The organism is Bombella dulcis, from assembly GCF_026385505.1.
Taxonomy (GTDB): Bacteria; Pseudomonadota; Alphaproteobacteria; order Acetobacterales; family Acetobacteraceae; genus Bombella; species Bombella dulcis.
The window spans coordinates 343,650-370,523 of sequence record NZ_JANIDV010000002.1 but is presented as its reverse complement, the minus strand read 5'-3'; the positions used below and the strand labels follow the sequence as shown (position 1 = coordinate 370,523).

At 59.3% G+C, this 26,874-nt stretch carries 30 protein-coding genes; 18 read left to right on the top strand and 12 right to left on the bottom strand.

The window, feature by feature from the left end:
* The 11 genes from NQF87_RS05150 to NQF87_RS05100 all read left to right on the top strand — a co-directional run.
* On the top strand, positions 1-446 hold a 446-nt coding region (locus tag NQF87_RS05150), incomplete at its 5' end, for a hypothetical protein (protein WP_266127343.1).
* A complete protein-coding gene (locus tag NQF87_RS05145; RefSeq protein ID WP_266127342.1) occupies positions 443-991 on the top strand; it encodes a DUF4376 domain-containing protein in 549 nt (182 codons plus the stop codon). The genes NQF87_RS05150 and NQF87_RS05145, both read left to right, overlap by 4 nt.
* A gap of 79 nt (positions 992-1,070) precedes the next feature.
* A complete protein-coding gene (locus NQF87_RS05140) occupies positions 1,071-1,340 on the top strand; it encodes a hypothetical protein (RefSeq protein ID WP_266127341.1) in 270 nt (89 codons plus the stop codon).
* A 2-nt stretch (positions 1,341-1,342) separates the two neighbouring features.
* Positions 1,343-1,777: a structural protein P5 gene (locus tag NQF87_RS05135; RefSeq protein ID WP_266127340.1), complete on the top strand. Its 435-nt coding sequence runs from the start codon at positions 1,343-1,345 to the stop codon at positions 1,775-1,777.
* Positions 1,774-2,202 (top strand): phage fiber-tail adaptor protein, encoded by a 429-nt coding sequence (locus tag NQF87_RS05130; RefSeq protein WP_266127339.1) that lies wholly within the window; start codon positions 1,774-1,776, stop codon positions 2,200-2,202. Before NQF87_RS05135 ends, NQF87_RS05130 begins: the two co-directional genes overlap by 4 nt.
* Positions 2,199-3,344: a hypothetical protein gene (locus NQF87_RS05125; protein WP_266127338.1), complete on the top strand. Its 1,146-nt coding sequence runs from the start codon at positions 2,199-2,201 to the stop codon at positions 3,342-3,344. The genes NQF87_RS05130 and NQF87_RS05125 overlap by 4 nt, the downstream gene beginning before the upstream one ends.
* Before the next feature lie 10 nt (positions 3,345-3,354).
* Complete coding sequence (locus NQF87_RS05120; RefSeq protein ID WP_266127337.1) at positions 3,355-3,621, top strand: hypothetical protein; 267 nt, start codon at positions 3,355-3,357, stop codon at positions 3,619-3,621.
* A gap of 83 nt (positions 3,622-3,704) precedes the next feature.
* Positions 3,705-3,926: a hypothetical protein gene (locus tag NQF87_RS05115; protein ID WP_266127336.1), complete on the top strand. Its 222-nt coding sequence runs from the start codon at positions 3,705-3,707 to the stop codon at positions 3,924-3,926.
* A gap of 33 nt (positions 3,927-3,959) precedes the next feature.
* Positions 3,960-4,301, top strand: a complete 342-nt coding sequence (locus NQF87_RS05110; RefSeq protein ID WP_266127335.1) for a hypothetical protein — start codon at positions 3,960-3,962, stop codon at positions 4,299-4,301.
* Positions 4,302-4,435: 134 nt separating this feature from the next.
* Entirely contained in the window at positions 4,436-4,669 is a 234-nt protein-coding gene (locus NQF87_RS05105) for a hypothetical protein (RefSeq protein WP_266127334.1), read from the top strand.
* Positions 4,669-4,923 (top strand): hypothetical protein, encoded by a 255-nt coding sequence (locus NQF87_RS05100; RefSeq protein ID WP_266127333.1) that lies wholly within the window; start codon positions 4,669-4,671, stop codon positions 4,921-4,923. Before NQF87_RS05105 ends, NQF87_RS05100 begins: the two co-directional genes overlap by 1 nt.
* Positions 4,924-4,988: 65 nt before the next feature.
* Here the strand turns inward: NQF87_RS05100 and NQF87_RS05095 are convergent, their stop codons facing one another.
* Positions 4,989-6,191 carry a tyrosine-type recombinase/integrase gene (locus NQF87_RS05095; RefSeq protein ID WP_266127332.1) on the bottom strand — a complete coding sequence of 401 codons (1,203 nt, stop codon included), beginning with the start codon at positions 6,189-6,191 and terminating at the stop codon, positions 4,989-4,991.
* A 499-nt stretch (positions 6,192-6,690) separates the two neighbouring features.
* On the opposite strand from NQF87_RS05095, the gene NQF87_RS05090 reads away from it, so the two are divergent.
* Positions 6,691-7,773 (top strand): methyl-accepting chemotaxis protein, encoded by a 1,083-nt coding sequence (locus NQF87_RS05090; protein ID WP_266127331.1) that lies wholly within the window; start codon positions 6,691-6,693, stop codon positions 7,771-7,773.
* 7 nt (positions 7,774-7,780) lie between these two features.
* Here NQF87_RS05090 and NQF87_RS05085 read toward each other — a convergent pair whose 3' ends face one another.
* From NQF87_RS05085 to panC, 4 genes are all read right to left on the bottom strand, one after another.
* A complete protein-coding gene (locus tag NQF87_RS05085) occupies positions 7,781-8,425 on the bottom strand; it encodes a hypothetical protein (RefSeq protein WP_266127330.1) in 645 nt (214 codons plus the stop codon).
* Between the two features lie 87 nt (positions 8,426-8,512).
* Positions 8,513-8,737, bottom strand: a complete 225-nt coding sequence (locus NQF87_RS05080) for a glycosyltransferase family 2 protein (protein WP_266127329.1) — start codon at positions 8,735-8,737, stop codon at positions 8,513-8,515.
* A gap of 112 nt (positions 8,738-8,849) precedes the next feature.
* Positions 8,850-9,968, bottom strand: a complete 1,119-nt coding sequence (locus NQF87_RS05075; RefSeq protein WP_266127328.1) for a glycerol dehydrogenase — start codon at positions 9,966-9,968, stop codon at positions 8,850-8,852.
* Between the two features lie 262 nt (positions 9,969-10,230).
* Positions 10,231-11,061, bottom strand: a complete 831-nt coding sequence (panC, locus tag NQF87_RS05070) for a pantoate--beta-alanine ligase (RefSeq protein WP_266127327.1) — start codon at positions 11,059-11,061, stop codon at positions 10,231-10,233.
* Positions 11,062-11,202: 141 nt separating this feature from the next.
* Here panC and NQF87_RS05065 point away from each other — a divergent pair, with 141 nt between their 5' ends.
* Together NQF87_RS05065 and NQF87_RS05060 are read left to right on the top strand one after the other, a co-directional pair.
* Positions 11,203-12,444: a TIGR03862 family flavoprotein gene (locus NQF87_RS05065; protein WP_266127326.1), complete on the top strand. Its 1,242-nt coding sequence runs from the start codon at positions 11,203-11,205 to the stop codon at positions 12,442-12,444.
* The gene (locus NQF87_RS05060) at positions 12,441-13,913 is read left to right on the top strand and encodes a helicase HerA domain-containing protein (RefSeq protein ID WP_266127325.1); all 1,473 of its coding nucleotides are present in this window, start codon (positions 12,441-12,443) and stop codon (positions 13,911-13,913) included. Before NQF87_RS05065 ends, NQF87_RS05060 begins: the two co-directional genes overlap by 4 nt.
* A 104-nt stretch (positions 13,914-14,017) precedes the next feature.
* On the opposite strand, the gene NQF87_RS05055 is transcribed toward NQF87_RS05060, so the two are convergent.
* The 7 genes from NQF87_RS05055 to tkt form a co-directional block, all read right to left on the bottom strand.
* Positions 14,018-14,578 (bottom strand): gluconokinase, encoded by a 561-nt coding sequence (locus tag NQF87_RS05055; protein ID WP_266127324.1) that lies wholly within the window; start codon positions 14,576-14,578, stop codon positions 14,018-14,020.
* On the bottom strand, positions 14,575-15,264 hold the full coding sequence (gene rpiA, locus NQF87_RS05050; protein ID WP_266127323.1) for a ribose-5-phosphate isomerase RpiA: 690 nt from the start codon (positions 15,262-15,264) through the stop codon (positions 14,575-14,577). The genes NQF87_RS05055 and rpiA overlap by 4 nt, the downstream gene beginning before the upstream one ends.
* Positions 15,261-16,001, bottom strand: a complete 741-nt coding sequence (gene pgl / locus NQF87_RS05045; protein WP_266127322.1) for a 6-phosphogluconolactonase — start codon at positions 15,999-16,001, stop codon at positions 15,261-15,263. Before pgl ends, rpiA begins: the two co-directional genes overlap by 4 nt.
* A 16-nt stretch (positions 16,002-16,017) precedes the next feature.
* Complete coding sequence (locus NQF87_RS05040; RefSeq protein WP_266127321.1) at positions 16,018-16,860, bottom strand: HAD family hydrolase; 843 nt, start codon at positions 16,858-16,860, stop codon at positions 16,018-16,020.
* Between the two features lie 75 nt (positions 16,861-16,935).
* On the bottom strand, positions 16,936-17,937 hold the full coding sequence (gene gnd, locus NQF87_RS05035; RefSeq protein WP_266127320.1) for a phosphogluconate dehydrogenase (NAD(+)-dependent, decarboxylating): 1,002 nt from the start codon (positions 17,935-17,937) through the stop codon (positions 16,936-16,938).
* A 2-nt stretch (positions 17,938-17,939) separates the two neighbouring features.
* On the bottom strand, positions 17,940-20,789 hold the full coding sequence (locus NQF87_RS05030; RefSeq protein WP_266127319.1) for a bifunctional transaldolase/phosoglucose isomerase: 2,850 nt from the start codon (positions 20,787-20,789) through the stop codon (positions 17,940-17,942).
* A 19-nt stretch (positions 20,790-20,808) separates the two neighbouring features.
* A complete protein-coding gene (tkt, locus tag NQF87_RS05025; protein WP_407652002.1) occupies positions 20,809-22,884 on the bottom strand; it encodes a transketolase in 2,076 nt (691 codons plus the stop codon).
* A 345-nt stretch (positions 22,885-23,229) separates the two neighbouring features.
* Between tkt and NQF87_RS05020 the strand changes: the two genes are divergently transcribed.
* From NQF87_RS05020 to NQF87_RS05005, 4 genes are read left to right on the top strand one after another with little or no spacing between them, the layout of a single operon-like run.
* Positions 23,230-23,733: an ankyrin repeat domain-containing protein gene (locus NQF87_RS05020; protein ID WP_266127318.1), complete on the top strand. Its 504-nt coding sequence runs from the start codon at positions 23,230-23,232 to the stop codon at positions 23,731-23,733.
* Positions 23,730-24,794 carry a histidinol-phosphate transaminase gene (hisC, locus tag NQF87_RS05015; RefSeq protein ID WP_266127317.1) on the top strand — a complete coding sequence of 355 codons (1,065 nt, stop codon included), beginning with the start codon at positions 23,730-23,732 and terminating at the stop codon, positions 24,792-24,794. The genes NQF87_RS05020 and hisC overlap by 4 nt, the downstream gene beginning before the upstream one ends.
* A gap of 36 nt (positions 24,795-24,830) precedes the next feature.
* A complete protein-coding gene (locus tag NQF87_RS05010; RefSeq protein WP_266127316.1) occupies positions 24,831-26,069 on the top strand; it encodes an aminopeptidase in 1,239 nt (412 codons plus the stop codon).
* Positions 26,060-26,524: a hypothetical protein gene (locus tag NQF87_RS05005; protein ID WP_266127315.1), complete on the top strand. Its 465-nt coding sequence runs from the start codon at positions 26,060-26,062 to the stop codon at positions 26,522-26,524. Before NQF87_RS05010 ends, NQF87_RS05005 begins: the two co-directional genes overlap by 10 nt.
* Positions 26,525-26,874: the final 350 nt, after the last annotated feature.

The following is a 26,874-nucleotide window of genomic DNA, read 5'->3' as shown; positions in this document are numbered from 1 at the left end:
ACACCTTGCTGAATAATGAAGTCACACGGGCAAAGACTGCTGAAGCGGGGCTTCTCCCTCTCACGGGGGGCACGATCACAGGGCCGATCACCCGTGATGGAGGTGGCGTTCTGCCAGAAGTCATCGGCCAGGGCCTGACAGGGCGGGTTGTCATCCAGTCATTCACGATTGACGGCAACGGTGCACCATACTGGGTGACATTCCCCAAGCCCTTCAAGGACGGAACAACGCCCTATGTAACGGCCCTGATCAATTCGGAGGTTTCCTCCGGCACGCCCAGCACGGCGTCATCCCGTGTTGCCGTGCTTCTGAACAATGCCGATGGCACCCCAAACATAACCAGTGCCGGGTTCCTGTTCCAGGCCTGTTCCCTCTCAACGGTGTTCATCGGGAACACCAGCTATCACTGGCGTCTTAACGTCATCGCCGTAGGAGTATTGGCATGAACGGCCCCTATTATGTCATCGTCGACACTGACAGCAGGATGACAGCGACATGCTGCGGCCCGCTGAACGCCACTGGCAAGGGTTATATCCCCGTATCAGAGAAAGACTATCAGACCCTGTGCCGCCAGCCGGGGCCGGGTGCAAAGATCAATCCTGACGGGACGATCGCCAGTCTGGACGTCATCATTCCACTTTCGGCAAAGCGTGACCTTCTGGCACGGACCACACCGGAAAAAATGGCTTCAGGCGTGTATTTCCAGCCCTCCCGGAGCACGGCCCCGATCCTGTTCCCCACCGACAGCGCATCCTACACGAACACGCCCCAGCAGTCCCTGGTGGTAAAACTCGATGAGTGGGAAGACGGCACGCCGTGGACGCTCCCGGACGGATCGACCGTCCCGATGACAGGGCAGGACGTGACCGCCCTCTGCAAGAAAATCACCGCATACCGCAAAGCCTGCCAGGCCCACGCCGCAGACATCAGTCGGCAACTGGACAAGGGAGGCGATGCGGACATCACGGCTGGATGGCCGGACAACCACTAGCCCTTCCCGTATCCATACGGATGGCCAGAGCAGTACACGCCGCCCTTTGAGGCGGTTTTTTCATGCCCGAAGGACAGACATGACAGAGGAAAAAGACAACCGGCCCGCCAGACAGGCCGACATCACGGACCATGAACAGCGCATCACCCGTCTGGAAGCGAACGAGCGACACCAGAATGAAGTGATCGCCTCGCTACAGACAGTCATCAATACGCAATTCGCCCAGATCCAGCAGGCCCTTTCCAGTCTCCAGAGCTGGCAGGGCCGGGCCTTCACAGTGGCCGGGGCTACCGGCGCTGCCATCGTGGCCGCTGTGTCGGAAATCTTCAGATATTATCACGGAGGCTAATCATGACGGTAAAATCCACTCTCCCACCACGGGGCATCCGCAACAACAACCCGGGCAACCTGAATTTCGCTCACCAGAAAGGGGCCGTTCTTGAACCGGGGCCAAACGCCCGATTTGCCCGCTTCCCCACACCGGAAGCCGGGCTGGCTGCCCTACGGGACCAGCTGTACCTGTACATGACCCGTGACAAACTAAGGACCGTAAATGCCATCATTTATAAATGGGCACCTACTAAAGAAAACAACACGACCGCTTACGCCCAATTTGTTGCCAAAAAAATTGGAGTGAAGGTGTCTGATGATCTCGGCCCCCCCACTCCCACCCTGATAGGGAAAATTATGGCGGCCATCACCGAATATGAGAACGGCCAGAACCCATACGGCTCCCTGATCGCAAAGGTAGCGGCGAACCTTCCATCCAAAGGGGCCTCTGTATGACGCCATGTTCCAGCCGGTCCCTCTACCCGGCCCAAACAGCAACCATCCAGAACTGGCCTGCAAAGAATGTTGGGGACGCTCTGGATTACAGCCTGTATCTGGCTCCCTTCTGCTGTGATCAGGGAGAGAGCGTGATCCGCCTGACGGTGGATGTTCAGGACGGAACCGGCCTTACCGTGCTCTGGTCCGCCCTCGGACCCGACAGGGCCACGATCGGCCTTCAGGGCGGCAACGTCGGGCAGCAGGCCATCACCATGACACTCGAAACCAGCACGGGCCGCCGTTACGTACGGATCGTCCAGATCACCGTCCTGCCGGACAGCGGGTCCGTAGACGGGGTTCAGGCCAGCCTGTCCCCTCCGGATGGGTCAGAAACACAGCCAGCTGCCCTGATGCTGGATGATGGGAGGCTTCTCACATTATGACAACGCAGACAGTAGCAACAGAAGGCGGCCGCATCAGGGTTGCCGACCTGCCAAGCTTGGGGACGCCACAGGCAGGAGACACGATACTGGGCGTGCAGGATGGCCGGACGGGCCAGTTCCCCGTCAGTACCCTGGGCGGGAGCAGCCCCGATCTTTCCATCTATGCCAGATCGTCCGATCTCCAGACGGAGACGGAAGCCAGGGAAAATGCTGACACCGAACTTAAGAACAAGATCGATTCCCTGGACATCCCTTCCATTGCCGGACTGGCAAAAAGCTCCGATCTCGACACGGAGACGCGGGCGAGGGAGAAAGCTGACAGTCAGCTGGAAGAGAAGATCAATGGTCTCAACATCCCGTCGACCGCCGGACTGGCCACGCAGTCGTCTCTTGATGATGAGACGGAGGCCCGGAAACAGGGTGACAGAACTCTGGAGGATAAGATCAATGGCCTGAACATCCCCTCCATTTCCGGTCTAGCAAAAAGCTCTGACCTCGAAGCGGAGGCCACGGCCCGGGAAAATGCGGACACCGAGCTTGAGAAGAAGATCGATGGCCTGAATATTCCTTCCATTGCCGGGCTGGCAACACAGGAGGCCCTCAATGACGAGGCAACGGCCCGGAAAAATGCTGATGCCGACCTTGAGAAAAAGATCAATGGCCTGAACATCCCTTCAGTCGACGGATTGGCCAAAAGCGCAGACCTTTCTCAGGAAGCGGACGAACGGAAGAAGGCCGATGCTGATCTAGGCGTCAGGATTGACGCCCTCACCACCAAAGTGAATGCCGCTCCTGCGGGGGGCGGGTCGTCTGGTGGCGACACTGTTCATTACGACATCCCCGGGGTGACCCCGACGGGGACGTTCGAGGGCATCATATTCCGCCGCTACGATGGGGGTGCGGGGAACCCGGGCCATGTCGATTACCCGGCAGACTGGCCGAAATTCGCTATACCCCCTGCGATAACGGCAACCTCGACAACAATTTCCCACGACGACTGGGCTGCCGGGAAAATGGGACCAGGGGCCACCATCAACATAACCGGCACCAGCACGACAGGGTTCAATTTCCAGCATCCGGGGGGATGGCCCGGGTCCGGGCTGGAATCAATCACGTTTTTTATCAAGGGCGTTCTCGCCTGAAGGAGAGACAATGAGCAACATGACCGTGGACATGGATGGCGTACCAACTGACATTGGTGACCCCAACAACTCGGATGAGGTCTATCTGTCTGGCGAAAGGCAGCTCTTCAGTGATGCCAGGACAGAGCTGATCAGTATCGGGCAGCTGGGGATGATCGATTACCAGCAGCGTGGCGGACCAAAAACAAGAGCTTACCTTCAGGAAATCAAACGTCTGGCAGAAAGCCGGATCATTTATGGGCGATGGCCCCAGGTGCCCGACCGCATCGAAGACTAAACGAGCTTTATACGAAACCCGCATCTCCCTGTTTCGTATTTCACCAGCCGCCTCCGGGCGGTTTTTTATATCTGGAGAACAAAATGGACATCAATTCCATTCTCGACACACTCCCGGCGGCATGGGTGCTCCCGGCCTCCCTCCTTATCATCGCCTGCAATCTGGTGACGGTATTCGTCAGGCCACCTGCTGCCGGTTCCCGCTGGGTTCTGCCTTACCGGCTGGTCTCCACAATCGCCCTGAACATCGGCTGGGCTACCAATCACATCAAGCCGGGACATTCCGACAGCACCAAATCCCGTTGACTGACCACCTCAATCTTAAAGGAAAAAATAAACATGACTGACACAACAACGACAGCAGCAACGCCCAACACCGTCTTCGAAGGCATCGAGGCCCTCATCACCAATGCTCTGGGTGACCACGAGAGTGCCGCCACAAAAGCCCGCATCCATGCGGCGACGTCCGCCCTGTCCGCCATCGGCTCCATCGTGGAGCCTTTTCTGGCAGATCATATGGATGTGCAGGGCCTGATGAATGGCCTGGTCAAGGTGGAACAGGGTTCCGGGCAGATTGAGGAAGGCGTGGAGGACATCATCGCCGCCATCCACAAGAAGAAGGACACGGCATCCAGCCCAGCGGCAACCACAAATTCATCCTATTCCGGAGGCATTGGCTGACCCTGAAAGTGCCCGGGGGAATTCCCCCGGGCATGTCACAGCCGAATCACCCCACAAAACGGCTGTAAACCGGGAAAAACAGCCCGGTCATAGGCAAAGTGATTCAGAAGAACCTGATGCTAAATGGAGAGTACATGACCCCATATTTTATCGGCGGCATTGTCGTCGCCACCCTGTCATTCATTGTCGGGATTGTCTGGTACGCCAACCGAGCCGGACGTAATTCCGCCCGGGTCCGGTCTGAAGCCGAGGCAACATCGGCGGCCAACGAAGAAGCCGCCTCATCCCGGAGAGCACTCGCTGCCCGAACGAACGGGATCAGGGGAAACAACCAGCTACTCGGAACGCTCGACAAGGGAGAATTCTGATGTGTGACCGATACATCGTCTCATATCTAGCCGCGTGCACTCTGATTGCGGCCTGCATTGCGGGAATGCTGTCCGGCTGTTCATCCGCTCAGGTCCGCTATGCCTGCCCGCCTCTGGTCCAGTACAGCCATGAGGAACAGGCTGTACTGGCATCGGAACTCAGGGCACATCCGGAACTGATAGAGGTTCCGGTGTTCCTTACAGATTATGGGAATGAACGAGCGGAGTGCCGGGCACTGGATGAGAAGCGTTAATTTTTCGCTCTCCGGGGAAAATGCCAAGTACCCTTATTCTTCCCCCTTCTTTTTTAAGGGAGAAATCACCTCGCCCTCACCTTTATCAGGTGTCGGGGGCGACCTATGCCCTCCGAGATAAGATCGGCCCATTCCTGCAATATGGCCCGTCTCTCCTCTATATGTTGCGCCCTGTTATAAGCGGCGGCAATTTTGTCATTTTTCTCGTGAGCAAGAATAAGCTCAATAAAAGCCCCATCCTGGGGGCGGCGGCTGTTCATTATCGTTGAGAGAGACGACCTGAAGCCGTGCGGGCAATGAACACCCTGATAGCCAGCTCTGTTCAGACAGTACCCTAGGGTGTTTCCTGACATGGGATTATTCACGTTGTACCGGGAAGGGAACAAGTACGGAGCTTTCCCTGTCAGTTCCCTCAAAACCTCCAGAACCTCAAGAGCCTGTCTGCTAAGGGGCACCACATGCGCCCGCTTCATTTTCATGCGTTCGGCAGGGATTTTCCAGACATCGCCATCAATCTCGCTCCAGAGCGCACCACACACCTCTCCCGGCCTCACTCCTGTGAGAGCCAGAAAGCGCAAGGCTAGCAGAGTAGTCGGTTGGGCAGGATGACTTTGTACATCTGCGAATAACTGATACAGCCCAGGCAATTCCGTTATGGCAGGCCGTCTCTGGTGCACGACTGGAGCCAGAACGCTGCTAAGGTTTGCGGCAGGATTATTGTCTGTCAGCCCATGTGCGATGGCATGAGTAAATAACGACTTGATCCTCTGAAGGACTCTTCTGCTGGTCTCTATGGCCGCTTTCTGCTCAATACTCCTGACGACAGCCAGAATCATGGGAGGCGTGATCTCGGCCACAGGGACATTACCCAATTTCGGCCACACGAATTTCTCCAGAGTGGAGCGCACTTGCCCAGCGTGCTTTGGTGTCCATCGCCCCGTATTCGCCTCCAGCCAATCTTCCCCGACACTCTGGAGGCGGTTCTTCACTCCAGCGGCAGCGGCTTTCTCCTGTTTCTTGGTGATGTTAGGGTCCCTGTTCGCCCTGAGTTCTGCTTTGGCCTCGTCACGAGCGGTCCGTGCCTGTGCCAAAGAAACCTCTGGATATGGGCCGATAGAAAAGGTATTTTCCTTCCCACCTACCCTATATCGGAATTGCCAGAGTTTCGTCCCATTGGGCAAGACTCTGATGGCCAAGCCGCCCGAGTCAGCTTTTCTGTAGGGCTTCTCACGGGGTTTGAGGCGTTTTACGGAAATGTCGGTCAGCATTTACCCACTATAGCCGACTATTACCCACAAAAATACCCGCCTTTTCGTGTCGTTAACTGTCGCTTATTGCCGCTTTATGGCGCAACGTGACGTTCATTTTTGGCTGTTTACTGCGATTTTTGCCGTTGTCCGTCGCTACATGGCATATGGCTGTGACGGATAGGCTGACAGTCACACTGGCGACCGTCAGGCCGATGATAATTACGCCCCCCAGCCACTATCGCCGTTAGTCTTCCGCAACGGTAGCCATCACGGCCCTAGGGGTATAGCCTGTCTGGCTGATTTCTCCAGCGGTGCCCCCGCCCTCTCTTATGGGAGAGAAAACACCACTCTGGGCATTCTGGTGACGGCTTTCATTTAGTCTGTAATGAACCACATCATGTGCCGCATCGGCAGGACACACGCCATGATCGGGCTGGAACCCCGCTGATACATCAGCGGCTATGCCCTTCTGCTGGCCTCCATCATCCGTGCTGTCACGGCCCAGCTGGCTCCTCCCATGCCGCTCATGCCCCCCAGGATGCCCTTCCCCAAGCTCACGGAATCACTGGCCAGCCTCTGCAAGGCCGTCTTTCTGGACATGGACCTCACCATTTCCATCTATATCGACGAAGTCAAGAAACTCAACAGGGAGGAAATGGCCAGACTAGACGAGGCCATCGAGAAGGAACGCCGGTTCGTCACGGAACGGTTTGGCCGCATCATTGATGCTCTCGCCGGCAAGGACCTGTCCCATACGGTGGAGGGGGACTTCCCCGCCACCTATCTCCCCATGCGGGACAATCTGAATCACGCCATCTCCTCGCTGTGCCAGATGCTGCACGCCATCAATGAAGCGACGGAAAGCATCGACAACACGGCAGACGAGATCAACAGTGCCGCCCAGGACCTTGCCCAGCGCACGGAGAAGCAGGCAGCCTCGGTCGAGAAAACGGCAGCGGCGGTAGAACAGATCACGGCAACCGTCACCTCCACGGAATCCCGTGTGGGAGAGGCAACCCGGTTCGTGGAGGAATGTCAGACCATCACGGAACGGTTCGGCACCATGATCCACCGTGCCACCACGGCCATGGAAGAAATCGAACGCTCCGCCGAGGCCGTCAACAAGATCACCAACGTCATCTCCAACATCGCCACGCAGACCAATCTTCTGGCCCTCAATACGGGCGTGGAGGCCGCCCATGCTGGCGAGGCGGGCAGCGGCTTCCGTGTCCTGGCACAGGAGATCCGCAAACTGGCCAACCGGGTCGGTGATGCCTCGGAGGAAGTGAAGGACCTCATCACCACATCCCAGACTCATGTCAGCTCCGGCTCCACCATCATGAAAGATGCCAGCGAAGCCATCGGCACCATCATCTCCAGCGTGGCTAATATCGGGACACACCTCAAGGAGATTTCCAAGGCCACATCAGAGCAGGCCTCTGCCCTCCGGGACGTGAATGGTGCCGTCGTCACCATCGATCAGGGCACCAGGGAAAATGCCGCCATGGTGGAACAGACCTCTGCGGCGACCTCCAACATGGCCCAACGGACACGTCAGCTCAAACAGCTCCTGGCAGAATTCACCCTGCGGCAGGACTGAAGGAGCCTCAGCGTTTCTCCATCCTGTCGGCAAACTGGACCATGAAGCGGGACAGGCGGCCCAGATCCTGCCTCAGCTCATTGACCTCCTGCGTCAGGCGGCTGCACTGCTCCTGCAGCTGTGCAGCCTGCTGGGACAGAGGGCCTGCATGACGGTGCTCCTGCCGGGCACCATGAATGAACGCCGCCTGAAACTCCCGCATCTTTCCCTTCCCACGGATGGCATCCCGCAGGACGTTGTTCGTGTAGGCCATGATGGCATCATAATCGAACTCCGCTTCGCTCTTGTCCTCCGGGCCGCCCGTCACCAGTGGCCTCTGGTGATAATTGGCCAGAAAGTCCGGGATGATTCCCACCTCCCCCGCCATCATGAGCCGCTGGAAGAAGTCCTGATCCTCGACATAAGGCAGGGTCGTATCAACACCATGTGACCCGGCAATGGCTGACCGGCGGAACAGGGTGGCAATCGGCGCAAGCAGGCTGACATGGGACAGGAACAGGCCGTAATCCATGAGCGAGCCTTCCTTCCTGCCAAACGTGTCGAAGCGTCTGTCAAAGATGATCTGCCCGTCTTTCATGTGCTCGACAATATCATAGCTGATGGTCGTCACCCCGACGAACGTCTTCGCCCTGTCGCCATCCAGATAGGCCACAGTCCGGGCATAGAAGTCCGGCTCCAGCGTATCGTCATCATCATGGACATGGTCTTCCTTGACCAGCCCCAGGCCGACACTCAGGGCCTATGCCCTTCCGACGGATTGCGGAATATCCGTCTGCACGACACGGTCTTCATCCCTGGGACCATACATGGACATGACCCTGAAGACTTCATCCGGGTCTCCGCCGTCATTCACGACATACAGGCGGAACGCCTGAAAACTCTGGCGTTGCAGGCTCTCCAGCACACGGGCCAGAAACAGGGGACGGTTTTTCGTCCTGACAATGACGGCAACCCTGTAAGGCATGACCTTCGATTCTCCTGCAGCGGCCTGAACTGGAACTCCTTGTAATGGTTAAAAAATCATAAAAAAAAGCCCGGAACCTGAGTTCCGGGCCTTCTTTCCAGAGCAGGCAGCGTCAGGCCGGATGGGCGGCACGATAACGTTCACCCAGCGCATTGGCTGCAACCATGGCATGGTAGACATCATCCGGCGTGACCTTGAAGGGCAGGTTGCCCATCGTGTCATTCTTGTCGCAGGCGATTTCCGCCACCTTGCGCCAGTCCGCTTCCACGAACTCCTTGACCCCAAGCTCCTTGAGGGTCATCGGCAGGCCTGCCACCCGGACGACCCGCAGAACTTCCTCAATCTCTTCCTTCGGAGCATTCTCCAGCACCAGCTGTGTCATCAGACCGAACACGACCTTCTCGCCATGCTGGGCATGATGGAGGTCCGCAACGGCCGTCATGCCATTATGCACGGCATGGGCAGCAGCAAGACCGCCCGTCTCGGCCCCGGTCCCGCTGAGATAGATGGTGGCTTCCACCATTTCTTCCAGCGCACGGGTCGGAACCTTGTTACGCACGGCATCCATGGCCAGCTCGGCATTCTGGCAGACCAGCTCATAGCACATCCGGGCCAGACCAAGCCCCGTACGGGACGGACGCTTGCAGGAGAGATTCACGCCATCGGAATGATAGCAGGCACGGGCCTCGAAATAGGTGGACAGGGCATCACCAATACCCGCTGCAAAGAAGCGGACCGGTGCCCCGGCAATCACGCCCGTATCCGCCACCACAACATCAGGATTCTGCGGCAGATAGAGATAACGGTCAAACTCGCCATCTTCCGTATAGATCACGGCCAGAGCAATACAGGGGGCATCCGTGGAGGCAATGGTCGGATACAGGATGAGCGGCAGCTTGTAATAATGGGCCACGGCCTTGCTGGTATCCAGTGTCTTGCCACCGCCGATCCCCACGATGACATTGGCACCGTGCTTCCTGGCCAGCTCACCCAGACGCTTGATCTCGGTATCCGTACATTCGCACCCGAACTTCTCGGCCGTGCCCTTCAGCCCCGCTTTCTCCAGCCCGGCCACGGACTCCTTCTGAACACGGTCCACGAAAAACTCGTCACTGATGATGAAAGCGTTGTCGCCAAAATCCTTGACATAATCATGCATCTGGGCAAGCAGGCCCGTGCCGATGATGAATTTCTTGGGGGCAGAAACAGTGCGTGGGGTTTTCGCAACCATGCTCGATATCTCCTTCAAGCCTCTCTGAATGACTTATTACCCCGCCACGCTACGCCCCTGATCCTGACCTGACCAGAGCCATTGAAGTTTTTCCCGACATGCCAGCATGTATTGTCATGCATGGGTCATGAAGACACGTCCATATGGACTGTCCTACGGACAGTAACCGGACAAATACAGCCCTGTTTCACAGGAAACGATATCCTCTGACAGTCATGGTTTCATATGAGACTTACTGTCTCTTATTTCCGGAAATGCCAGATCAGCCCAGAGGAAGATTGTCAATCAGCCGCACGGCACCCAGCCTTACAGCCAGCAGGGCCAGTGCATTCTCCGGAACCATGTCCTGCGTCTGGAACGTCTCAGGGTTCACCACGGTGACATAATCAATCTCCGTCAGGCTCGCTTTCACCAGCACGTCCCGCATGGCACCCTCCAGAACGGCACGCCTGCGCTCCCCGGCCTGCACCAGATCACGGGCACGGCACAGGGCCTGATGCAGGACCGGTGCCCGACGGCGTTCCCCCCCGGTCAGGCGGCTGTTGCGGCTGGAACCTGCCAGACCATCATCTTCCCGCCATGTCGGCAAAGTGATGACCTCCACCGGAATGTTCAGGTCCTGTACGAAACGCTGGACGACGGCGCACTGCTGGGCATCCTTCTGCCCGAAATAGGCCCGCTGCGGCTGGACGATGTTGAAGAATTTGGTCAGTACCGTCGCCACACCCGCAAAATGACCGGGACGGGACGGCCCTTCAAGTTCCAGGGCCACGCCCCCCACATCCACCTGCGTGGCAAAGCCTTGCGGGTAGAACTCTGCCGCCTCCGGCGTGAAGACGCAGGCCACACCCTCCTCCTTCAGCAGGGCAATGTCCCGCTCCAGCGCACGGGGATAGTTGGCAAGATCATCCGGAGACCCGAACTGTATGGGATTAACAAAAAGACTGACAATGACCGCCTCATTCTCCTTGCGGGCACGACGGACAAGCGACAGATGCCCCTCATGCAGAAAGCCCATTGTCGGAACAAAGCCTACAGTACCAAGCGTCGCCCGTGCCTGCCGCATCTCCTGAACCGTCGTGCAAATTTTCATGCTGTCCTCACTCCCCGGATGACCATCTGGCGGCCGCTGCCTTTCCATACCGTGTCTGCTGCCAGTTTGTCTTCCCCGACAGGCCGGAACAGGCTAACAACAGCTCACGCCCACAGCTCACCAGACCCGAACGGATCGCCCATGCCCGAGAACAGTACGGCACAGACATCCCCCATCGCCATCATCGGGGCAGGCCCGGCCGGGCTGTTCGCTGCCGAATGTCTGAGCCGGAAAGGCCATGAGGTCCATCTGTTCGACTATATGGCCAGACCGGGCCGGAAGTTCCTCATGGCAGGGCGCAGCGGCCTGAATCTCACCCATGACGAACCGCTGGAACAGTTCCTCCAACGTTATGGAGACGCACGGGACTGGCTGGAGCCCGCCATCCGCCACTTTCCACCCGAGGCCCTCCGCCAGTGGGCCGAAGGGCTGGGGGAACCCTGCTTCACCGGCAGTTCCGGCCGGGTCTTCCTGAAATCCTTCAAGGCTTCGCCCCTGCTGCGCCGCTGGCTGACCCGCCTTCAGGAACAGGGCGTGCAGTTCTTCCCCCGTCACCGGCTGACAGACATGCAGGGCCTGTCACTCACCTTCCAGACGCCTGAAGGACCTGTTCACCGGACAGCCCGGGCCGTCATCCTCGCCCCTGGCGGTGGCAGCTGGGCACGGCTGGGCAGCGACGGACGCTGGACGTCCCTGCTGAAAGAGCATTGTACACCCTTTGCTCCCTCCAACTGCGGCTTCATGCCGGACTGGCCGGAAGACTTCCTGCTCCGCCATGAAGGAGCCACCCTGCGGGGCATCACGCTCAGCTTTGCAGGACAGACTCACCGGGGCGACCTCATCATCACGAAACGGGGGCTGGAAGGCGCACCACTGTACGCCCTGTCAGCACCACTGCGGCAGGCCCTGGCACAGTCTGATGGAAAGGCCGTGACAGTCCATCTGAATCTCCGTCCGACTCTGGAACGGGACCGCATCATGGACCGCCTCGCCCGCCAGCGCATCCGTGAAAGCCGGAGCAACAGGCTCCGCAAGGCTCTGGGGATGGACCGCACCATGCGGGAACTGCTCGTCCAGCTCTGCCCGGACGCCCGCACGGCAGACGAGCTGACACAGGCCATGACACAGGCCCCCCTGCATCTTGCAGCCCCTGCCGAACTGGACAGGGCCATTTCCACCGCTGGTGGCCTGAAACGTGACTCTGTTGATGAGACCTTCATGCTCCGTCACCAGCCCGGACTGTTCGCCTGTGGTGAAATGCTGGACTGGGATGCCCCGACGGGCGGATACCTTCTACAGGGCTGTTTTTCCACCGCCCACTGCTGTGCCGAGGGGGTTCATCACTGGCTCTCCCGCTCATTGCCCGGTAAGATGACGCCATGAGTTCATCACATTTCGGCCCCCTTCTTCTTGGCACCACGGACCGTGGCGAGGATGCCCATATCGACCTGCCTGAACTGCTGGCAACACGCCTGCTCGTGCAGGGCAATTCCGGCTCCGGCAAGTCCCACCTTCTCCGCCGCCTGCTAGAACAGAGCGCAACCCTCGTCCAGCAGGTCATCATCGACCCGGAGGGTGATTTCGTCACACTGGCCGAAAAATACGACCACCTTGTCATCGAGACGGACACCCAGTCCGAAGCCAACCTGCGTACGGCCGGGGAGCGTGTGCGGATGCACCGGACCTCCGTCGTGCTGAACCTGGAACAGAGCGAACCGGAAGGCCAGCTCCGTTCCGTGGGGGCTTTCCTGACAGGCATGTTCGAGGCTCCACGGTCCTGCTGGTATCCGGTTCTCATCGTGGTGGATGAGGCACAGCTCTTTGCCCCGATCGCCGGAGGCGACACGTCTGATGAAGCCCGCCGTCTCTCCCTCAATGCCATGACGAACCTCATGTGCCGGGGGCGCAAGCGGGGCATGGCAGGCATCATTGCCACGCAGCGTCTCGCCAAGCTGGCCAAGAATGTCGCTGCCGAGGCCTCCAACTTCCTGATGGGCCGGACTTTTCTGGACATCGACATGGCCCGTGCGGCCGATCTTCTGGGCATGGAACGCCGTGCAGCTGAAGCCTTCCGGGACCTTGCCCGCGGGCAGTTCATGGCTCTGGGGCCTGCCCTTGCCCGTCGCCCCCAGCGTGTCACCATCGGCCCGGTCGAGACGGCCAGCCATGCGGGCGGGCCTGCCCTCATGCCGCTGGAACAGTCCAGCATTCCGGTCGAGGAACTGCGGGACCTCATTCTGGAAGCCCCTCCCGAACCTGCCCCACGCCCCCGCAAAGAGCCTTCCGCACCCAAACCGGACCTTCTGGCCCAGCTGGACGCCTACAGCTCCTCCCGTGATGCCAGAGAACAGCAGCAGAGCCAGCAGATGGAAGCTCCTGACCCGGAAACGCTCTGGAATCTTGTTGCTGAAGCCGGTCAGGATGAAGATGCCGCCTATCGGCCGCTGGCCACCCTGTATCAGGACTTCCAGATGCGGGCACGTCTGGCAGGATTTGCCCGCAATATCCTGCCCATGCCCCAGTTCCAGACCATGCTGAGCACCATCCGCTGTGGCATCACCCGTGAACAGGCAGAAAGTGATGCGTGGCAGGACATCCAGCAGCGGGCAGGCCGCCTGCCGGATGACATGCAGCCCGTCTATTTCCTGCTCGCCCATGCGGCCATGGAAGGACAACCCTGCCCGGATGATGCCACCCTGGCCCGTGCCTATGGCACACACTCCCTTGGGCGGGCACGCCGGCAGCTGACCTATCTTGAGAAATGCGAGGCCATCATACTTCTTCAGGGCACGGGAACGCATCGCCGTGTCGCCATCATCGGCCCGGGCTGGCAGACGGCAGCACCCGACTGAACCTGCTCCTTCCCGTCAGCCCTGCTTATTATGGGCAGCCCATAAAAAAATGGCGGAGCCAACGCTCCGCCATAATGACCATCCCCTGAAAGGGCAGGTCCGTATCAGTCCACGACCTGCGGCGGCGGCACGACACGCAGACGGGCGATCACACGGTCACGCAGCTCTTCCGGGCTGGCATCACCGGGAACACGGATCACCGGCTCATCGTCAGTCGGCTCTTCCAGAGTGGCCAGCTGGCTCGGCAGCAGGGACGGCGGCATATAATGGCCGACACGGTGCTTCAGGCGGTCCTCTATGATCTTCGGGTCCACCTTCAGATAGACGAACTGGACAGGAATATGCTTGGCCAGAGCAATGCGATACTTCTTCTTCAGGGCGGAGCATGTCAGCACGGCACCGGTACCCTTCTCGGCACATTTGGCCAGCCAGTTGTGGCACAACTCCAGCCAAGGGGCACGGTCTTCATCCGTCAGCGGATGGCCGTTGCGCATCTTTTCCACGTTTGCCTTGGGGTGCAGGTCATCACCTTCCTGAAAGGGCCAGCCAAGACTCTTGGACAGCAGCTCAGCCACAGTGGTCTTGCCGTTACCGGAAACACCCATCACCACAATGTAATGCGGAGCAATACCAGACGCTGCCTGGGCAGCTTCTTTCTCTGTCATGGCGTCCATTGTTCAACCTCCCGTTCGGTGGCAACCAGCACATCGGTTGCCATATTGGGGAACAACCCATGCTCCACCACGCCCACAGTGCCATCAAGCCGTGCAGCCAGAGCCTTCACGTCACTGATCGGACCAAAAGCGCAATCAAGTATCCTGTTCCCGTTATCGGTAGTAAGCAGCTCGCCCGCAAGAAGCCTGCGGGGGCGAATGATCTCGGCCCCCATAGCCTCCAGGCGTGCTGCCGTTGCCTCGTACCCGAATGGAACAACCTCCACTGGTACGGGCACCCGCTGGCCAAGCTGGTCAACCGGTTTGGTCACGTCCACGATCACGACGAAACGCCGTGACGCTTGAGCAACTATCTTCTCACGCAGCAGCGCAGCACCCAGCCCCTTGATGAGATGGAGCGTCCCGCGCTCCACCTCATCCGCGCCATCAATGGTGATGTCGACCGTGGAATGATCTGCAAACGTCGTGATCGGAATTCCTGCTGCACGGGCAAGTCTTGTCGACTCCTCGGAGGTCGGGATGGCCTGAATGTTCAGCCCTTCCTTCACGACACGCTCGCCCAGCCGTTCGATCATGAATGCTGCAGTGCTTCCCGTCCCCAGTCCGACAACCATTCCTGGCTTGACGAAACTTGCAGCGAGATGGGCAGCAGCACGTTTACAGTCATCAACATTCATGAACGCTCTCCAGCAGCAGCTCTGTCTGCCAGTATCAGTATTTTCCCCTCGGAAACAATACGCCCTGATGGGATGCTGCCATCACCCTGGCGCAAACGGGCCAGCATTGGTACTTTATTGTCTCCCGTCACAAGGAAGACAACCAGACTGCTAGATGCAATGGCCGGATAGGTCAGCGTGAGACGTTCATGCGGCGCCGTGCTGGGGTCGGCAACACCCACCCATGCCTTCTTTTCCTCAAGCACAGACTCACCCGGGAACAGGGACGCCGTGTGACCGTCCGTCCCCAGCCCCAGCATGACGAGATCAAATAGGGGGCGGCCCGCCTCAAGCTCAGTGGCCCCATAGGCCTTCTGGAGCGTGGCCTGATACAGGGCTGCATCTTCCTTCGCCGTCGTGGTCGTCGGCATCGGATGGACCTGACCGGCCGGAATGGCCACTTTGGACAGCAGAAGCTCCCGTGCGCTGGCATGGTTGCTATCTGCATGACCTTCCGCCACGTAACGCTCATCACCATAGAACAGCTCCACACGGGACCAGTCCACCTGGCGGGCCATGTCAGGGCGGGCGAGAATGGCAAAAAGCTTCTTCGGCGTGGACCCCCCTGAAAGGGCAATCCGCACTTTTCCTTCCGGCCTGTCTTTCACCGTGCTGATGAACAGTTCAGCCATTTTCATGGCCACTGCATCTGCATCCTCCAGAACATCCACAACCGCATGGCGCATGTCTGTCGTCATACCCTTACCCTCCGAATCACGTCTTGTTCCCCGCTGACGGGGGAGCTGCCGGCATAATGAACGTCTCGGCTGCGTATGCCCAGCCACCTTCATCAGGTTTTCCAGTCACATGGGCAGCCTGCTGCTTCACAAAATCCTGAGCCTGCCCCATGGCAATACTCATCCCGGCTGCCTTCAGCATCGGAATATCATTGGGAGCATCACCAATCGCCGCCACTTCCTGCGGTGTCACGCCATAAAGTTTGGCCAGTTCAACCACTGCCTCACCCTTCGTGGCCCGGGCCGGAGTGATGTTCAGCTTGTGAGGGGCAGAGCGCAGCATACTGACCCGCCCCGCAAAAGGTGCCGCCAGTTCCTGCTCCAGTCGGGCAATCAGGGCCGTATCTTCAGAACAGACCATGAGACGATTCACGATTCCTGACTGTAACGGCAGTGAGGGAACTTCCCGTGGCGTGATGCCCGTCAGCTCATGCTCCCCCAGAGCAAGAGGGGTCTGGTCATCACAGAGCAGCCATTCCTGTTCCGTCTGGCACCAGATTTCCACGGGAAAGGGAGACAGGGCCTCCATGATGGCCACAAGCTCGTCCCCGGAAAAATGATGGCTTTTCAGGATCGTGCCATCAGGCATGAAGAAGACGCCACCATTAAAACCGGCACACGGGCCTTTCAGCCCAAGCTGACGGACATAAGGCAGGACGGCCGCCGGAAGACGGGCACTGACCAGGGCCAGCGCAACGCCCCGCCCGGCAAGTTTCTGCACGGCAGCGCATGTTGTGGGGGAAATGGTCCGATCAGAATCAAGAATGGTGCCGTCCATGTCGGACAGCACCAGCCTGACTGAAGGGGATGTCTCTGTCATGGTTCTCTCCCTCCCTCCCGGGGGGAAAGTGGGGGAGCGGCTCCCCTACCGCATCCCCACCGTCAGGACAGTCTGTTACTTGCGTTCAGTATGGCCACCAAAGCCATACCGCATGGCGGACAGGGCTTTCTCGGCAAAGTTGTTGCCGGTACGGGACCGGAAACGTGTGAACAGGGCAGCCGTCATCACCGGAGCCGGAACATCTTCCTCAATGGCCGCCTCAATCGTCCAGCGGCCTTCGCCGGAATCCTGCACCTCGCCACTGAACTCGTTCAGATCGCTGGAACGGGCCAGAGCCTCGGCTGTCAGGTCCAGCAGCCAGGACGACACGACACTGCCACGACGCCAGACCTCGGCAATATCAGCCAGATGCAGGTCATAACGCTCGCTTTCCGGCAGCTTCTCGGCATTCTTGCTGGCCAGAATGTCAAAGCCTTCAGCAATGGCCTGCATCATGCCGTATTCGATGCCATTATGGATCATCTTCACGAAGTGGCCAGCTCCGGCCGGACCACAGTAAAGATACCCTCTCTCTGCCCGCGGGTCATGACGCCCGTCATCCTCACGGTCCGGCGTGCGGGGCACGTCACCCATGCCCGGAGCCAGAGCATCAAGGATCGGGTCCACATACTCCGCAGCATGCTTCTCACCGCCATACATCATGCAGTAGCCACGCTCGAGGCCCCAGACACCACCGGAAGTGCCGACATCGATATAGTCAATGCCCCGCTCACCCAGCTCTTTCGCCCGGCGGATGTCTTCCTTGTAGTAGGTGTTGCCACCATCAATGATGATGTCGCCCTTGCCCAGCAGGGGGGCCAGCTTCTGGATGCAGTCTTCCGTCACCTTACCGGCGGGCAGCATGAGCCAGATCACACGACGCTCTTCACCGGAGAGAAGCTCCGCCATTTTCTCGAAGGTTGCTGCCCCCTGGGCACGTCCCTTTTCACACCGCTCAACGATCTTATCGGTGACAGCAGGTGTCCGGTCGAACGCGACAACATCGTGCCCCTTGCGGGTCAGGCGGACGGCAATGTTGCCACCCATGCGGCCAAGTCCGATAATTCCGATACGCATCCTCAAGCTCCTTTTACACTATCTGTCACCAGCTGAGCGAGACGGTCCAGCCCGGCCTGCAAAGGCCCGGCAATATGCACACGCAGGGCACGGCGGCCACGGGCAGCCAGAACATCGAAGTCCCCACGTGCCTGGGCGGCCTTGACAATACCAAAGCTGTAAACATGCCCCGGCACGGGCAGGTCGGCCGCATCACCCGCCGTTACCTGAAGGAAGACGCCGCTGTCGGGACCTCCCTTGTAAGCCTGGCCTGTGGAGTGAAGGAACCGTGGACCAAACTGCGCCGCCGTTGCGACGTGGAGCCGGTCCCTCAACTCTGTCCTCACCGTCTGCTCCCAAGCGATATGAGCCTTGTTCCGCTCAATATAAGCCAGGAGGCCAATATAGTCATTCTTGCCCACACGGTCAAAATGAGCTTTCAGAATGGTTTCTGCACTCTCATTGCCCAGAACCTGGCGGTTGCGTTCATCCGCATAGAAGGACAGGCTGCCATCCACGGCGAACGGTGTCTCTTCCGGCAACCGTCCCGTCTCGGCATAGGCCTTTGTCAGCTTGCGTGTTTCCACCTTGCTGAACTCCACGTCCGGCTGATCGAACGGATCGATTCCCAGCACGGAACCCGCCACCGCCGTGGCAAATTCAAAGACGAAGAAAGCCTGCACGATCTGTTCGACATCATCCAGATGCAGGGTCACGACAGGGTGGCCTGCCTCACGCAGAGCTTTCAGCCCCGGACTGACAGGCTCATGCCCCAGACGCAGCTCCACGAAGACACGGTCATCGCCATAGACGTCCGGCGTGCCCAGCGGCTCGCCATCGATGGGAATGAGGCCCGTGCCATTCTTTCCCGTACTTTCGGCCAGAAGCTGCTCCAGCCAGGCCCCGAGGGATGCAATCTTCTCCGACGCCACGAAGGTGACCTTGTCCCGCCGGAAGCTCGTCGCCGCCACGCCCAGGGCCAGCCCGAGGCTGACACCGGGATTCGTCACGGGGGGCACGGACGCATCACAGGCCTCGATCATCAGCTGGGTGCTGTCCAGCAGGGCACGGACGTCATAACCCGCAGCCGCAGCCGGGACGAGACCGAAAGCGGACAGGACGGAATACCGCCCGCCAATCTCCGGATTCCCGTAGAAAACATGGGCAAAACCATGCTCCCTGGCGACTGTCTCCAGAGAAGAACCAGGGTCCGTCACGGCAACGAAATGCTCACCGGGCTTGCACCCCAGGGCCTTCCCGGCCTGTTCCCAGAAATAGGCGAACAGGATGTTCGGTTCCAGCGTGCTGCCGGACTTGCTGGAAACGATGAACAGCGTTCTGGCCGGATCAATGGCCCTGGCAAAGCTGGCAACCTGCTGGGGATCGGTACTGTCCAGAACATGCAGCTTAGGTCCACCAGGCACCTGGCCAAATGTCTCTTCCAGCACTTCCGGGCCAAGGCTGGACCCGCCCATTGCCAGCAGAAGAATGTCGCTGTAGCCACGCTCCTTCACCTCACGGCCGAGGGCCTCGTACGCCTCAAGGCTTGCGCGGCCATTCCTGACGACATCCAGCCAGCCAAGCCACTGGCTTTCCGGCCCATTGGTCCAGACGGAGGCGTCACGATCCCAGAGACGTCGCACCTTGCCGTCCCGGCTCCAGCTCTTGCCGGCAGCAACGACGGCATTTTCCAGTTCATCCGATAATGCCAAGGATACTCGCATCAGACGTTCCCCCAAAACAGCTTCCCGGCGGGCCGCAACCGCACCGAGCAATCCATCAAAAGCGACTTCAAAAGCAGCCACACCTTCTTCCAACAAGGTGGTGGTCACGCTGTCCAGATCAAGGCCAAGCCGCCCCGTTTCCGCCAGAATCCTGCGTGCGGCATCAGCATCCTGCCCCAGACGGGCCTGCGGAATCCCGTGGTCCCGGAAGGCCTCCAGAGTACGGGGAGGCAGCGTATTGACGGTATCCTCCCCGATCAGCTCTTCCACATACAGCACGTCACGATAGGCCCTGTCCTTCGTGCTAGTACTGGCCCAGAGAAGACGCTGCGTCTGTGCCCCCTCTGCTGCCAGAGCCTGCCAGCGGGGACTCTTCACGACACTGAGATAATGCTGGTAGGCCATGCGAGCATTGGCAATGGCCACCGTCCCCCGCAGGGCCTGCAGGGCTTCAGCTTCCGGATCACCCGCCGCCACACGGCGGTCAATCTGGCCATCAATCCGCCCGTCAATACGACTGACGAAAAAGGACGCCACGCTGCTGACATGCCCCACGGGCTGGCCTGCCTTCACACGGGCTTCCAGCCCCCGCAGGTAGGCTTCCAGAACCTTCTCATACATGCCAAGCGCAAAAAGCAGCGTGACATTGACATTGATTCCTTCGGCAATGGCCTGTTCGATGACCGGAATGGCTTCAGCCGTTGCGGGAATCTTGATCATCACGTTGGGATGGCCAACCTCTTCCCAGAGCCTGCGGGCCTCGGCCAGGGTCCCTTCGGCATCATAGGCCAGATAGGGGGAGACCTCGAGGCTGACATAACCGTCCCGCCCGTCAGTCTCATCAAAAACAGGGCGCAGGACCTGACAGGCCTGACAGATGTCCTCCACCGCCAGAGCCTCATAAAGTTCACCCGCCGTCAGGCTGCCCCTGCTGAGAAGAGCCTGGACGGCGTCTTCATATTCCGCACCATGCCCGATGGCCTGCTCAAAAATGGCAGGGTTGGAGGTCACCCCTTTCAGGGCGTCCTCCTTCACCATGACCGCCAGCCGGCCATCCTCAATGAAGTCCCGCCGGATAAAATCCAGCCAGATGGACTGCCCATGATCAGCCAGACGGGTCAACGGTGTATCCGGCAGAGTGCGTTCCATGATCCCTACCCCTCTCCAGTCAGTCCGCCACCGGCTGTAACAGCTGGCGGGCCTGCTCATAAACGGCCTGCACCGTGAACCCGAACTTCGCCATCAGCTCCGCCGCAGCACCGGACTCCCCGAAGCTGTTCATGGCCATGATGGTGCCGTCCAGCCCCACATAACGGTCCCAGCCGAAACCGGCGGCCATTTCTACACCAACCCTCTTACGGACAGAAGGTGGCAGGACGGAGTCACGATAGGCCCTGTCCTGACTGTCGAACAGGCCGAAACTCGGCATGGAAACCACACGGGCACGCACCCCCTCGGCGATCAGTCGCTCATAGGCTCCCACCACGAGAGAAACCTCAGACCCGGAGGCCATCAGCAGAATTTCAGGCACGCCTTCACAGTCCGCCAGCACGTAACCGCCCCGGGCCACACCTGCGGCAGAAGCATAGCGGGTACGGTCCAGCGTGGGCAGGTTCTGCCGTGTCAGGGCAAGGGCAACAGGGCCTGCACGGTGCTGCATGGCCACACGCCAGCTTTCCACCACTTCATTGGCATCTGCCGGACGCAGCATGGTCAGCCCCGGCATGGCCCGGAACTGGGCCAGCTGCTCGATGGGCTGATGGGTCGGCCCATCCTCACCCACACCGATGGAATCATGGGTGAACACGTAGATCACGGGCAGATGCATCAGGGCCGCAAGACGGATGGCGGGCTTCATGTAATCCGAGAAGATCAGGAACCCGGCACAGAAAGGCCGCAGGCCACTCAGGGCCAGACCATTGCAGATGGCCGCCATCGCATGTTCACGCACCCCGAAATGGACATTCCGGCCATCATAATGCGCGCCTTCCTGCACCATGTTGGACGGGGCCCGCAATGACCGTGCCCCCCTGATGAGGGTCTTGGTGGACGGGGCAAGGTCCGCCGCACCACCAACCAGCCAAGGGAACTGCGACGCCACGGCGTTCAGCACTTCACCGGAACTCTGGCGAGAGGCCAGCCCCTTCCCGTCAGCCGGATAGACGGGCAAGTCCTTCTCCCAGTCCTCCGGCAGCGTACCGGCGAAGATGTGCTTCAGCTCATCCCCTTCTTTCGGGTACTGGGCACAGTAATCAGCAAACTGTTTTTCCCACTCGGCCTGCGCCCTGGCACCACGCTGCCCGGCCAACTCCTCGAAATGCTCCCGCACACCATCAGGCACGGTGAAATGCGGGGCATCATCAGGCCAGCCATAGGCCTTCTTGGCCCCCACCAGCTCCTCCATGCCGAGCGGCTCACCGTGCGCCGAGGCGGTCCCGGCCTTGCCCGGTGCCCCATAACCGATGACCGTCTTCAGGATGATCAGGGTCGGGCGGGATGTTTCCTCCCGACCCTGTTTCAAGGCCTCGCAGATAGCGGGAACGTCATTGCCGTCCTCCACTTCCAGCACCTGCCAGCCGTAAGAGGCGAAGCGCATGGCCACATCTTCCGTGAAGGTCACGTCCGTGGAGCCTTCGATGGAAATGCGGTTGCTGTCATAGACCCATGTCAGGTTGCCCAGCTTCAGATGGCCCGCCAGAGAGGCCGCCTCGGCAGACACGCCTTCCATGATGTCGCCATCACCACAGAAAGAGGTGATGTGATAGCCGAACAGACTGAAGCCCGGACGGCCATAATGCGTGGCAAGCCAGCGTTCGGCCATGGCCATGCCGACGGCACTGCTGCATCCCTGCCCCAGCGGGCCGGTCGTGATCTCCACACCGGCCGTCAGCCCATATTCAGGGTGGCCCGGCGTGCGGGATTCAAAACGGCGGAAATTCTTCAGGTCTTCCAGCGTCAGGGCCGGACGGTCAACGACCTGTCCGTTCTCGATATCCTTCACCCCGGCCAGAAAGACCGTGGCATAGAGAAGGATGGACGCATGCCCACCCGAGAGGATAAATCGGTCACGTCCCGGCCAAAAGGGATCGGCCGGGTTATAATACATCGTAAACTGCCAGTAAGCATACATGGCCGGAGCCAGAGCCATTGCGGTACCCGGATGACCGGACTGTGCGCGCTCTACACTATCCATCACCAATGTGCGGATCGTGTCTATGCCAAGTTTCGACAGCGTACTGTTCACTGATCTAACGTCCTCAATTCAAACACTCATCTGATCTCCCGCCGCAGGCCCATGCCCCTTAACACAGCCCGCCACGGTCCAGATATTTCACAACTGGCCTTATCCTGTGGAAGAACGCAATGCCCAACCGACGAATAAGAGCAAATTTCCTGCCCCCAGCACATCAACAGGCTCTCCCTGTCAGAGAGGCCGACAGATTCCGGCCAGGCCTCCCCCTTTCATCCATGCATCACCCACCACATATCCAGCAGACCGAAAGAAGGCCCTCTTGACCTGACAGCCTGCAGGCGGGACATTCGGGAACCTTTTCTGACACTGTTTCTTTACCGCAAAGGCAGCCCATCCATGACGCAGCCCGAAATGTCTTTCACCCCGGAGCAGATCACCGCTCTCTTCATTGATGCGGCCCGCAATGGTGAGAATGATCTGGTCAAGCAGTTCCTTGATGCCGGGATGCCGGTGGACTGCACCGATGGCCGGGGCTACACGCCCCTGATTGTCGCCACCTATAATGACCAGCTCGACACGGCCTGCCTGCTGCTGGACAACGGGGCCGATCCGAACGGAACGGACGCCAAGGGAGCCACGGCCCTCTCCGGTGTCGCCTTCAAGGGCTATGAACCCATTGCCCGCCTGCTGCTGGACCGTGGTGCAGACATTGACAGACCCAACCATGCCGGACGGACACCGCTCATGTTTGCCATCATGTTCGGACGCCAGGGCATGGCCCGCCTGCTGCTGGAACGGGGGGCAGACCCTGACCTCCGGGATGCCGAAGGCCTGTCCGCACGCGACCTCGCCCACCGTCAGGGCCTTGGCAGCCTCTTCACCGAAACGCCCGCACCATGAGCCGCTTCTTGAACAGGCGGGTCCATGACCTCCAGCCCTACATCCCTGGTGAACAGCCCCGCATGGCCAGTCTGGTCAAGCTGAACACCAATGAATCCCCCTACGGTCCGTCCCCCCGGGCACTGGACGCCATGAAGGCCAGCGTGAATGACGAGCTGCGCCTTTATCCCGATCCGACCGCCCTTGCCCTCCGCACGGCCATTGCCGAACAGGAAAACGTTCCCGTCGAGTGTGTCTTTGCCGGGAATGGATCCGACGAGGTCCTCGCCCATGCCTTCCGTGCACTCTTTCATGATGACGCACCGGTCCTGTTCAGCGACGTGACCTACGGCTTCTACCCGATCTACTGCCAGATGTTCGGGCTGAAGTACCGCACCATTCCCCTGCGGGATGATTTCACCATTGCACTGGACGATTATGAAGGCCCTGCGGGCGGCATCATCATCGCCAACCCCAACGCCAATACGGGCATCAGCCTGCCCCTCTCCGCCATTGAAGGACTGCTAAAACGCTTCACCACACAGACCGTCATCATTGATGAAGCCTATGTCGATTTCGGCGGAGAAAGTGCGGCGGCCCTGACACAGCATTATCCCAATCTGCTCATCGTCCGCACCTTCTCCAAATCCTCCGGGCTGGCGGGGCTGCGTGTCGGCTATGCCATCGGCTCGGCAGAACTGATCGAGGGGTTGACACGGGTGAAGGACAGCTTCAACTCCTACCCGCTGTCCCGTCCGGCACAGGCCGGGGCCACAGCCTCCATCCGGGACACGGAGTGGCTGAAACAGACCACGGCCCGCATCATCGTCACCCGGGACCGCACCGTCACGGCCCTGCGGGACCGGGGGATGACGGTTCTTCCCTCCACGGCCAACTTTATTCTGGCGCATCACCCTTCCTGTTCGGCGGACCGGATTTTTGCCGGCCTGCGGGAGCGGGCCATCATCGTACGCCACCAGGGCAGCAGCCCCCGTATTGCCGACTGGCTCCGCATCACCATCGGCACGGATGAGGAGATGGACGCCCTTCTGGCTGCGCTGGACGACCTCCTGCCCCGCTGATTCCATCCAGACATCATCATTTCACAGGATCATCCCATGCCCACATCATCATTCACACATGACCAGCTTCTTGACCGTCTGGCTGAAGTCTCCGTCCGCACGGGGCTGAACATCACCCCCGGCCAGCAGCTCATCATCACAGCGGGGCTGGAAGCCGTGCCCCTCATCCGGCACATCACGGCCCATGCCTACAAAGCAGGGGCCTCTCTGGTCACCACCCTGTATCAGGATGATGAAACCACACTGTCCCGTTTCCTTCATGGGTATGAAGACAGCTTCGACACGGCGGCGGACTGGATGGCCAGGGGCATGGCGGAGGCCTTCGGCAACGGGGCTGCCCGCATGGCCATCACGGGCGGGAACCCGACCCTGCTGAAAGACCAGAACCCGGATCACATCTCCCGTGTCAGCCGGGCCAATTCTGCAGCCTACCGCCCCGCCATGGAGCGGATCACCAATTTTGACATCAACTGGAACATCATCGCCTGTGCCACCCCCGCCTGGGCACAGCAGGTCTTCCCTGACCTGCCGGAAAATGAAGCCATGACGGCCCTGTGGAACGGCATCTTCCATGCCTCCCGCGTGACAGCGGCGGACCCCGTTGCGGCATGGGCGGAACATAACCGCACCCTCCATGCCCGTGCCGCCATGCTGAATGACCGCCGCTTCGATGCCCTTCACTTCACCGGGCCGGGCACGGACCTGACGGTCGGGCTGGCTGACGGTCACCTCTGGGCTGGTGGGTCTGAAGAGGCCAGAAATGGCGTGGTCTGCAACCCGAACATTCCGACGGAAGAGGTCTTCACCACGCCGCACTGTGCCCGTGTGGAGGGCACCGTCTCCAGCACCAAGCCTCTCTTCCATCAGGGGTCACTCATTGACGGGATTCAGGTCCGCTTCGAGAAGGGGCGCATCGTGGAGGCCCACGCCAGCAAGGGCGAAAATGTGCTGAAGCGCATTCTGGACAGTGACGAAGGCGCGCGCCGTATTGGTGAGGTCGCCCTCGTACCGCATTCCTCCCCCATCTCCCAGAGTGGCATTCTGTATCAGAACACCCTGTTCGATGAGAACGCCGCCTGTCATATTGCTCTTGGTCAGGCCTACACGAAATGCATGACCGACCCGGAAGGGCTGAGCAAGGAAGAGCTGATCGCCCGTGGGGCCAATCATTCCATCATCCATATCGACTGGATGATCGGCTCCGACAAAATCGACATTGACGGTCTGAAAGATGGCCAGCGCACGCCGCTCATGCGCTCCGGTGAATGGGTCTGATGGCGGTCACGCTGGACCCATCCCGCCTGCCGCAGCTGGACATCCTTGCTCTGGCCCGGAGCGGCCTCATCGTGCGGGCTGAACGGGAGACACCGGAAATAGGCATCCCCAGTTTCCTGACCCGTGCGGGGTGGAATGAACTGATCGCCAATCACCGCCGCCCCTCTGAAGGGAGCACGGAGCATGAACCGGAAGAGCAGACGGCCAGCCGTCTGCTCCCCGCACTGGAACGCATCTGCACCCGCCTTCTGGGTGAGGCGGCCCGTGAAGCCGAGACACAGCAGCAGGATGCCTCCATTTTCACGATTGAGACTGATCTTTTTCCCAGTTCACCAGAAACACGCATCATTCTGGTGGCAGACAGGACCCATCCTGTCGCCTGTGCCCTGATCGGCACGCCAGAGCAGATCACGCAGCTTCTGGCTTCCAGCAGAATGGAAGCCGGACAGGCCTGATTCCCCCTTGCCATCCCGACATGAAGCGATTCGTCTTCCGGAATCGTCTTTGCGGGCTGGCCATTTTTCAAAAACAGGATGAAAACGCTCCCATTAACCTGTCAGAAATAATGACAAGTAATGATCGTAATAAAGACCCTTTCAGACATCCTTAATATATCTAAAACAAAACGATTTAATTCCATGATAACATTGCTTTAAATTAATACTTTTCATAAAGATGATTACAGATATAGAGCGAATCTATACAAATACAAAAAATTTTTTCTATATTAAAAAATTAATATTTCAATAATTATAAATTGTATAATTTCATATACCTACTGTTCATATAAGTATAATACCAAAAA

What these genes read in the sequence shown, in the direction of transcription:
- NQF87_RS05145 (WP_266127342.1), top strand. Translation starts at nt 443, where the DNA reads ATGAACGGCCCCTATTATGTCATCGTCGACACTGACAGCAGGATGACA.
- NQF87_RS05140 (WP_266127341.1), top strand. Translation starts at nt 1,071, where the DNA reads ATGACAGAGGAAAAAGACAACCGGCCCGCCAGACAGGCCGACATCACG.
- NQF87_RS05135 (WP_266127340.1), top strand. Translation starts at nt 1,343, where the DNA reads ATGACGGTAAAATCCACTCTCCCACCACGGGGCATCCGCAACAACAAC.
- NQF87_RS05130 (WP_266127339.1), top strand. Translation starts at nt 1,774, where the DNA reads ATGACGCCATGTTCCAGCCGGTCCCTCTACCCGGCCCAAACAGCAACC.
- NQF87_RS05125 (WP_266127338.1), top strand. Translation starts at nt 2,199, where the DNA reads ATGACAACGCAGACAGTAGCAACAGAAGGCGGCCGCATCAGGGTTGCC.
- NQF87_RS05120 (WP_266127337.1), top strand. Translation starts at nt 3,355, where the DNA reads ATGAGCAACATGACCGTGGACATGGATGGCGTACCAACTGACATTGGT.
- NQF87_RS05115 (WP_266127336.1), top strand. Translation starts at nt 3,705, where the DNA reads ATGGACATCAATTCCATTCTCGACACACTCCCGGCGGCATGGGTGCTC.
- NQF87_RS05110 (WP_266127335.1), top strand. Translation starts at nt 3,960, where the DNA reads ATGACTGACACAACAACGACAGCAGCAACGCCCAACACCGTCTTCGAA.
- NQF87_RS05105 (WP_266127334.1), top strand. Translation starts at nt 4,436, where the DNA reads ATGACCCCATATTTTATCGGCGGCATTGTCGTCGCCACCCTGTCATTC.
- NQF87_RS05100 (WP_266127333.1), top strand. Translation starts at nt 4,669, where the DNA reads ATGTGTGACCGATACATCGTCTCATATCTAGCCGCGTGCACTCTGATT.
- NQF87_RS05095 (WP_266127332.1), bottom strand. Translation starts at nt 6,191, where the DNA reads ATGCTGACCGACATTTCCGTAAAACGCCTCAAACCCCGTGAGAAGCCC.
- NQF87_RS05090 (WP_266127331.1), top strand. Translation starts at nt 6,691, where the DNA reads ATGCCGCTCATGCCCCCCAGGATGCCCTTCCCCAAGCTCACGGAATCA.
- NQF87_RS05080 (WP_266127329.1), bottom strand. Translation starts at nt 8,737, where the DNA reads ATGCCTTACAGGGTTGCCGTCATTGTCAGGACGAAAAACCGTCCCCTG.
- NQF87_RS05075 (WP_266127328.1), bottom strand. Translation starts at nt 9,968, where the DNA reads ATGGTTGCGAAAACCCCACGCACTGTTTCTGCCCCCAAGAAATTCATC.
- panC (WP_266127327.1), bottom strand. Translation starts at nt 11,061, where the DNA reads ATGAAAATTTGCACGACGGTTCAGGAGATGCGGCAGGCACGGGCGACG.
- NQF87_RS05065 (WP_266127326.1), top strand. Translation starts at nt 11,203, where the DNA reads ATGCCCGAGAACAGTACGGCACAGACATCCCCCATCGCCATCATCGGG.
- NQF87_RS05060 (WP_266127325.1), top strand. Translation starts at nt 12,441, where the DNA reads ATGAGTTCATCACATTTCGGCCCCCTTCTTCTTGGCACCACGGACCGT.
- NQF87_RS05055 (WP_266127324.1), bottom strand. Translation starts at nt 14,578, where the DNA reads ATGACAGAGAAAGAAGCTGCCCAGGCAGCGTCTGGTATTGCTCCGCAT.
- rpiA (WP_266127323.1), bottom strand. Translation starts at nt 15,264, where the DNA reads ATGAATGTTGATGACTGTAAACGTGCTGCTGCCCATCTCGCTGCAAGT.
- pgl (WP_266127322.1), bottom strand. Translation starts at nt 16,001, where the DNA reads ATGACGACAGACATGCGCCATGCGGTTGTGGATGTTCTGGAGGATGCA.
- NQF87_RS05040 (WP_266127321.1), bottom strand. Translation starts at nt 16,860, where the DNA reads ATGACAGAGACATCCCCTTCAGTCAGGCTGGTGCTGTCCGACATGGAC.
- gnd (WP_266127320.1), bottom strand. Translation starts at nt 17,937, where the DNA reads ATGCGTATCGGAATTATCGGACTTGGCCGCATGGGTGGCAACATTGCC.
- NQF87_RS05030 (WP_266127319.1), bottom strand. Translation starts at nt 20,789, where the DNA reads ATGGAACGCACTCTGCCGGATACACCGTTGACCCGTCTGGCTGATCAT.
- NQF87_RS05020 (WP_266127318.1), top strand. Translation starts at nt 23,230, where the DNA reads ATGACGCAGCCCGAAATGTCTTTCACCCCGGAGCAGATCACCGCTCTC.
- hisC (WP_266127317.1), top strand. Translation starts at nt 23,730, where the DNA reads ATGAGCCGCTTCTTGAACAGGCGGGTCCATGACCTCCAGCCCTACATC.
- NQF87_RS05010 (WP_266127316.1), top strand. Translation starts at nt 24,831, where the DNA reads ATGCCCACATCATCATTCACACATGACCAGCTTCTTGACCGTCTGGCT.
- NQF87_RS05005 (WP_266127315.1), top strand. Translation starts at nt 26,060, where the DNA reads ATGGGTCTGATGGCGGTCACGCTGGACCCATCCCGCCTGCCGCAGCTG.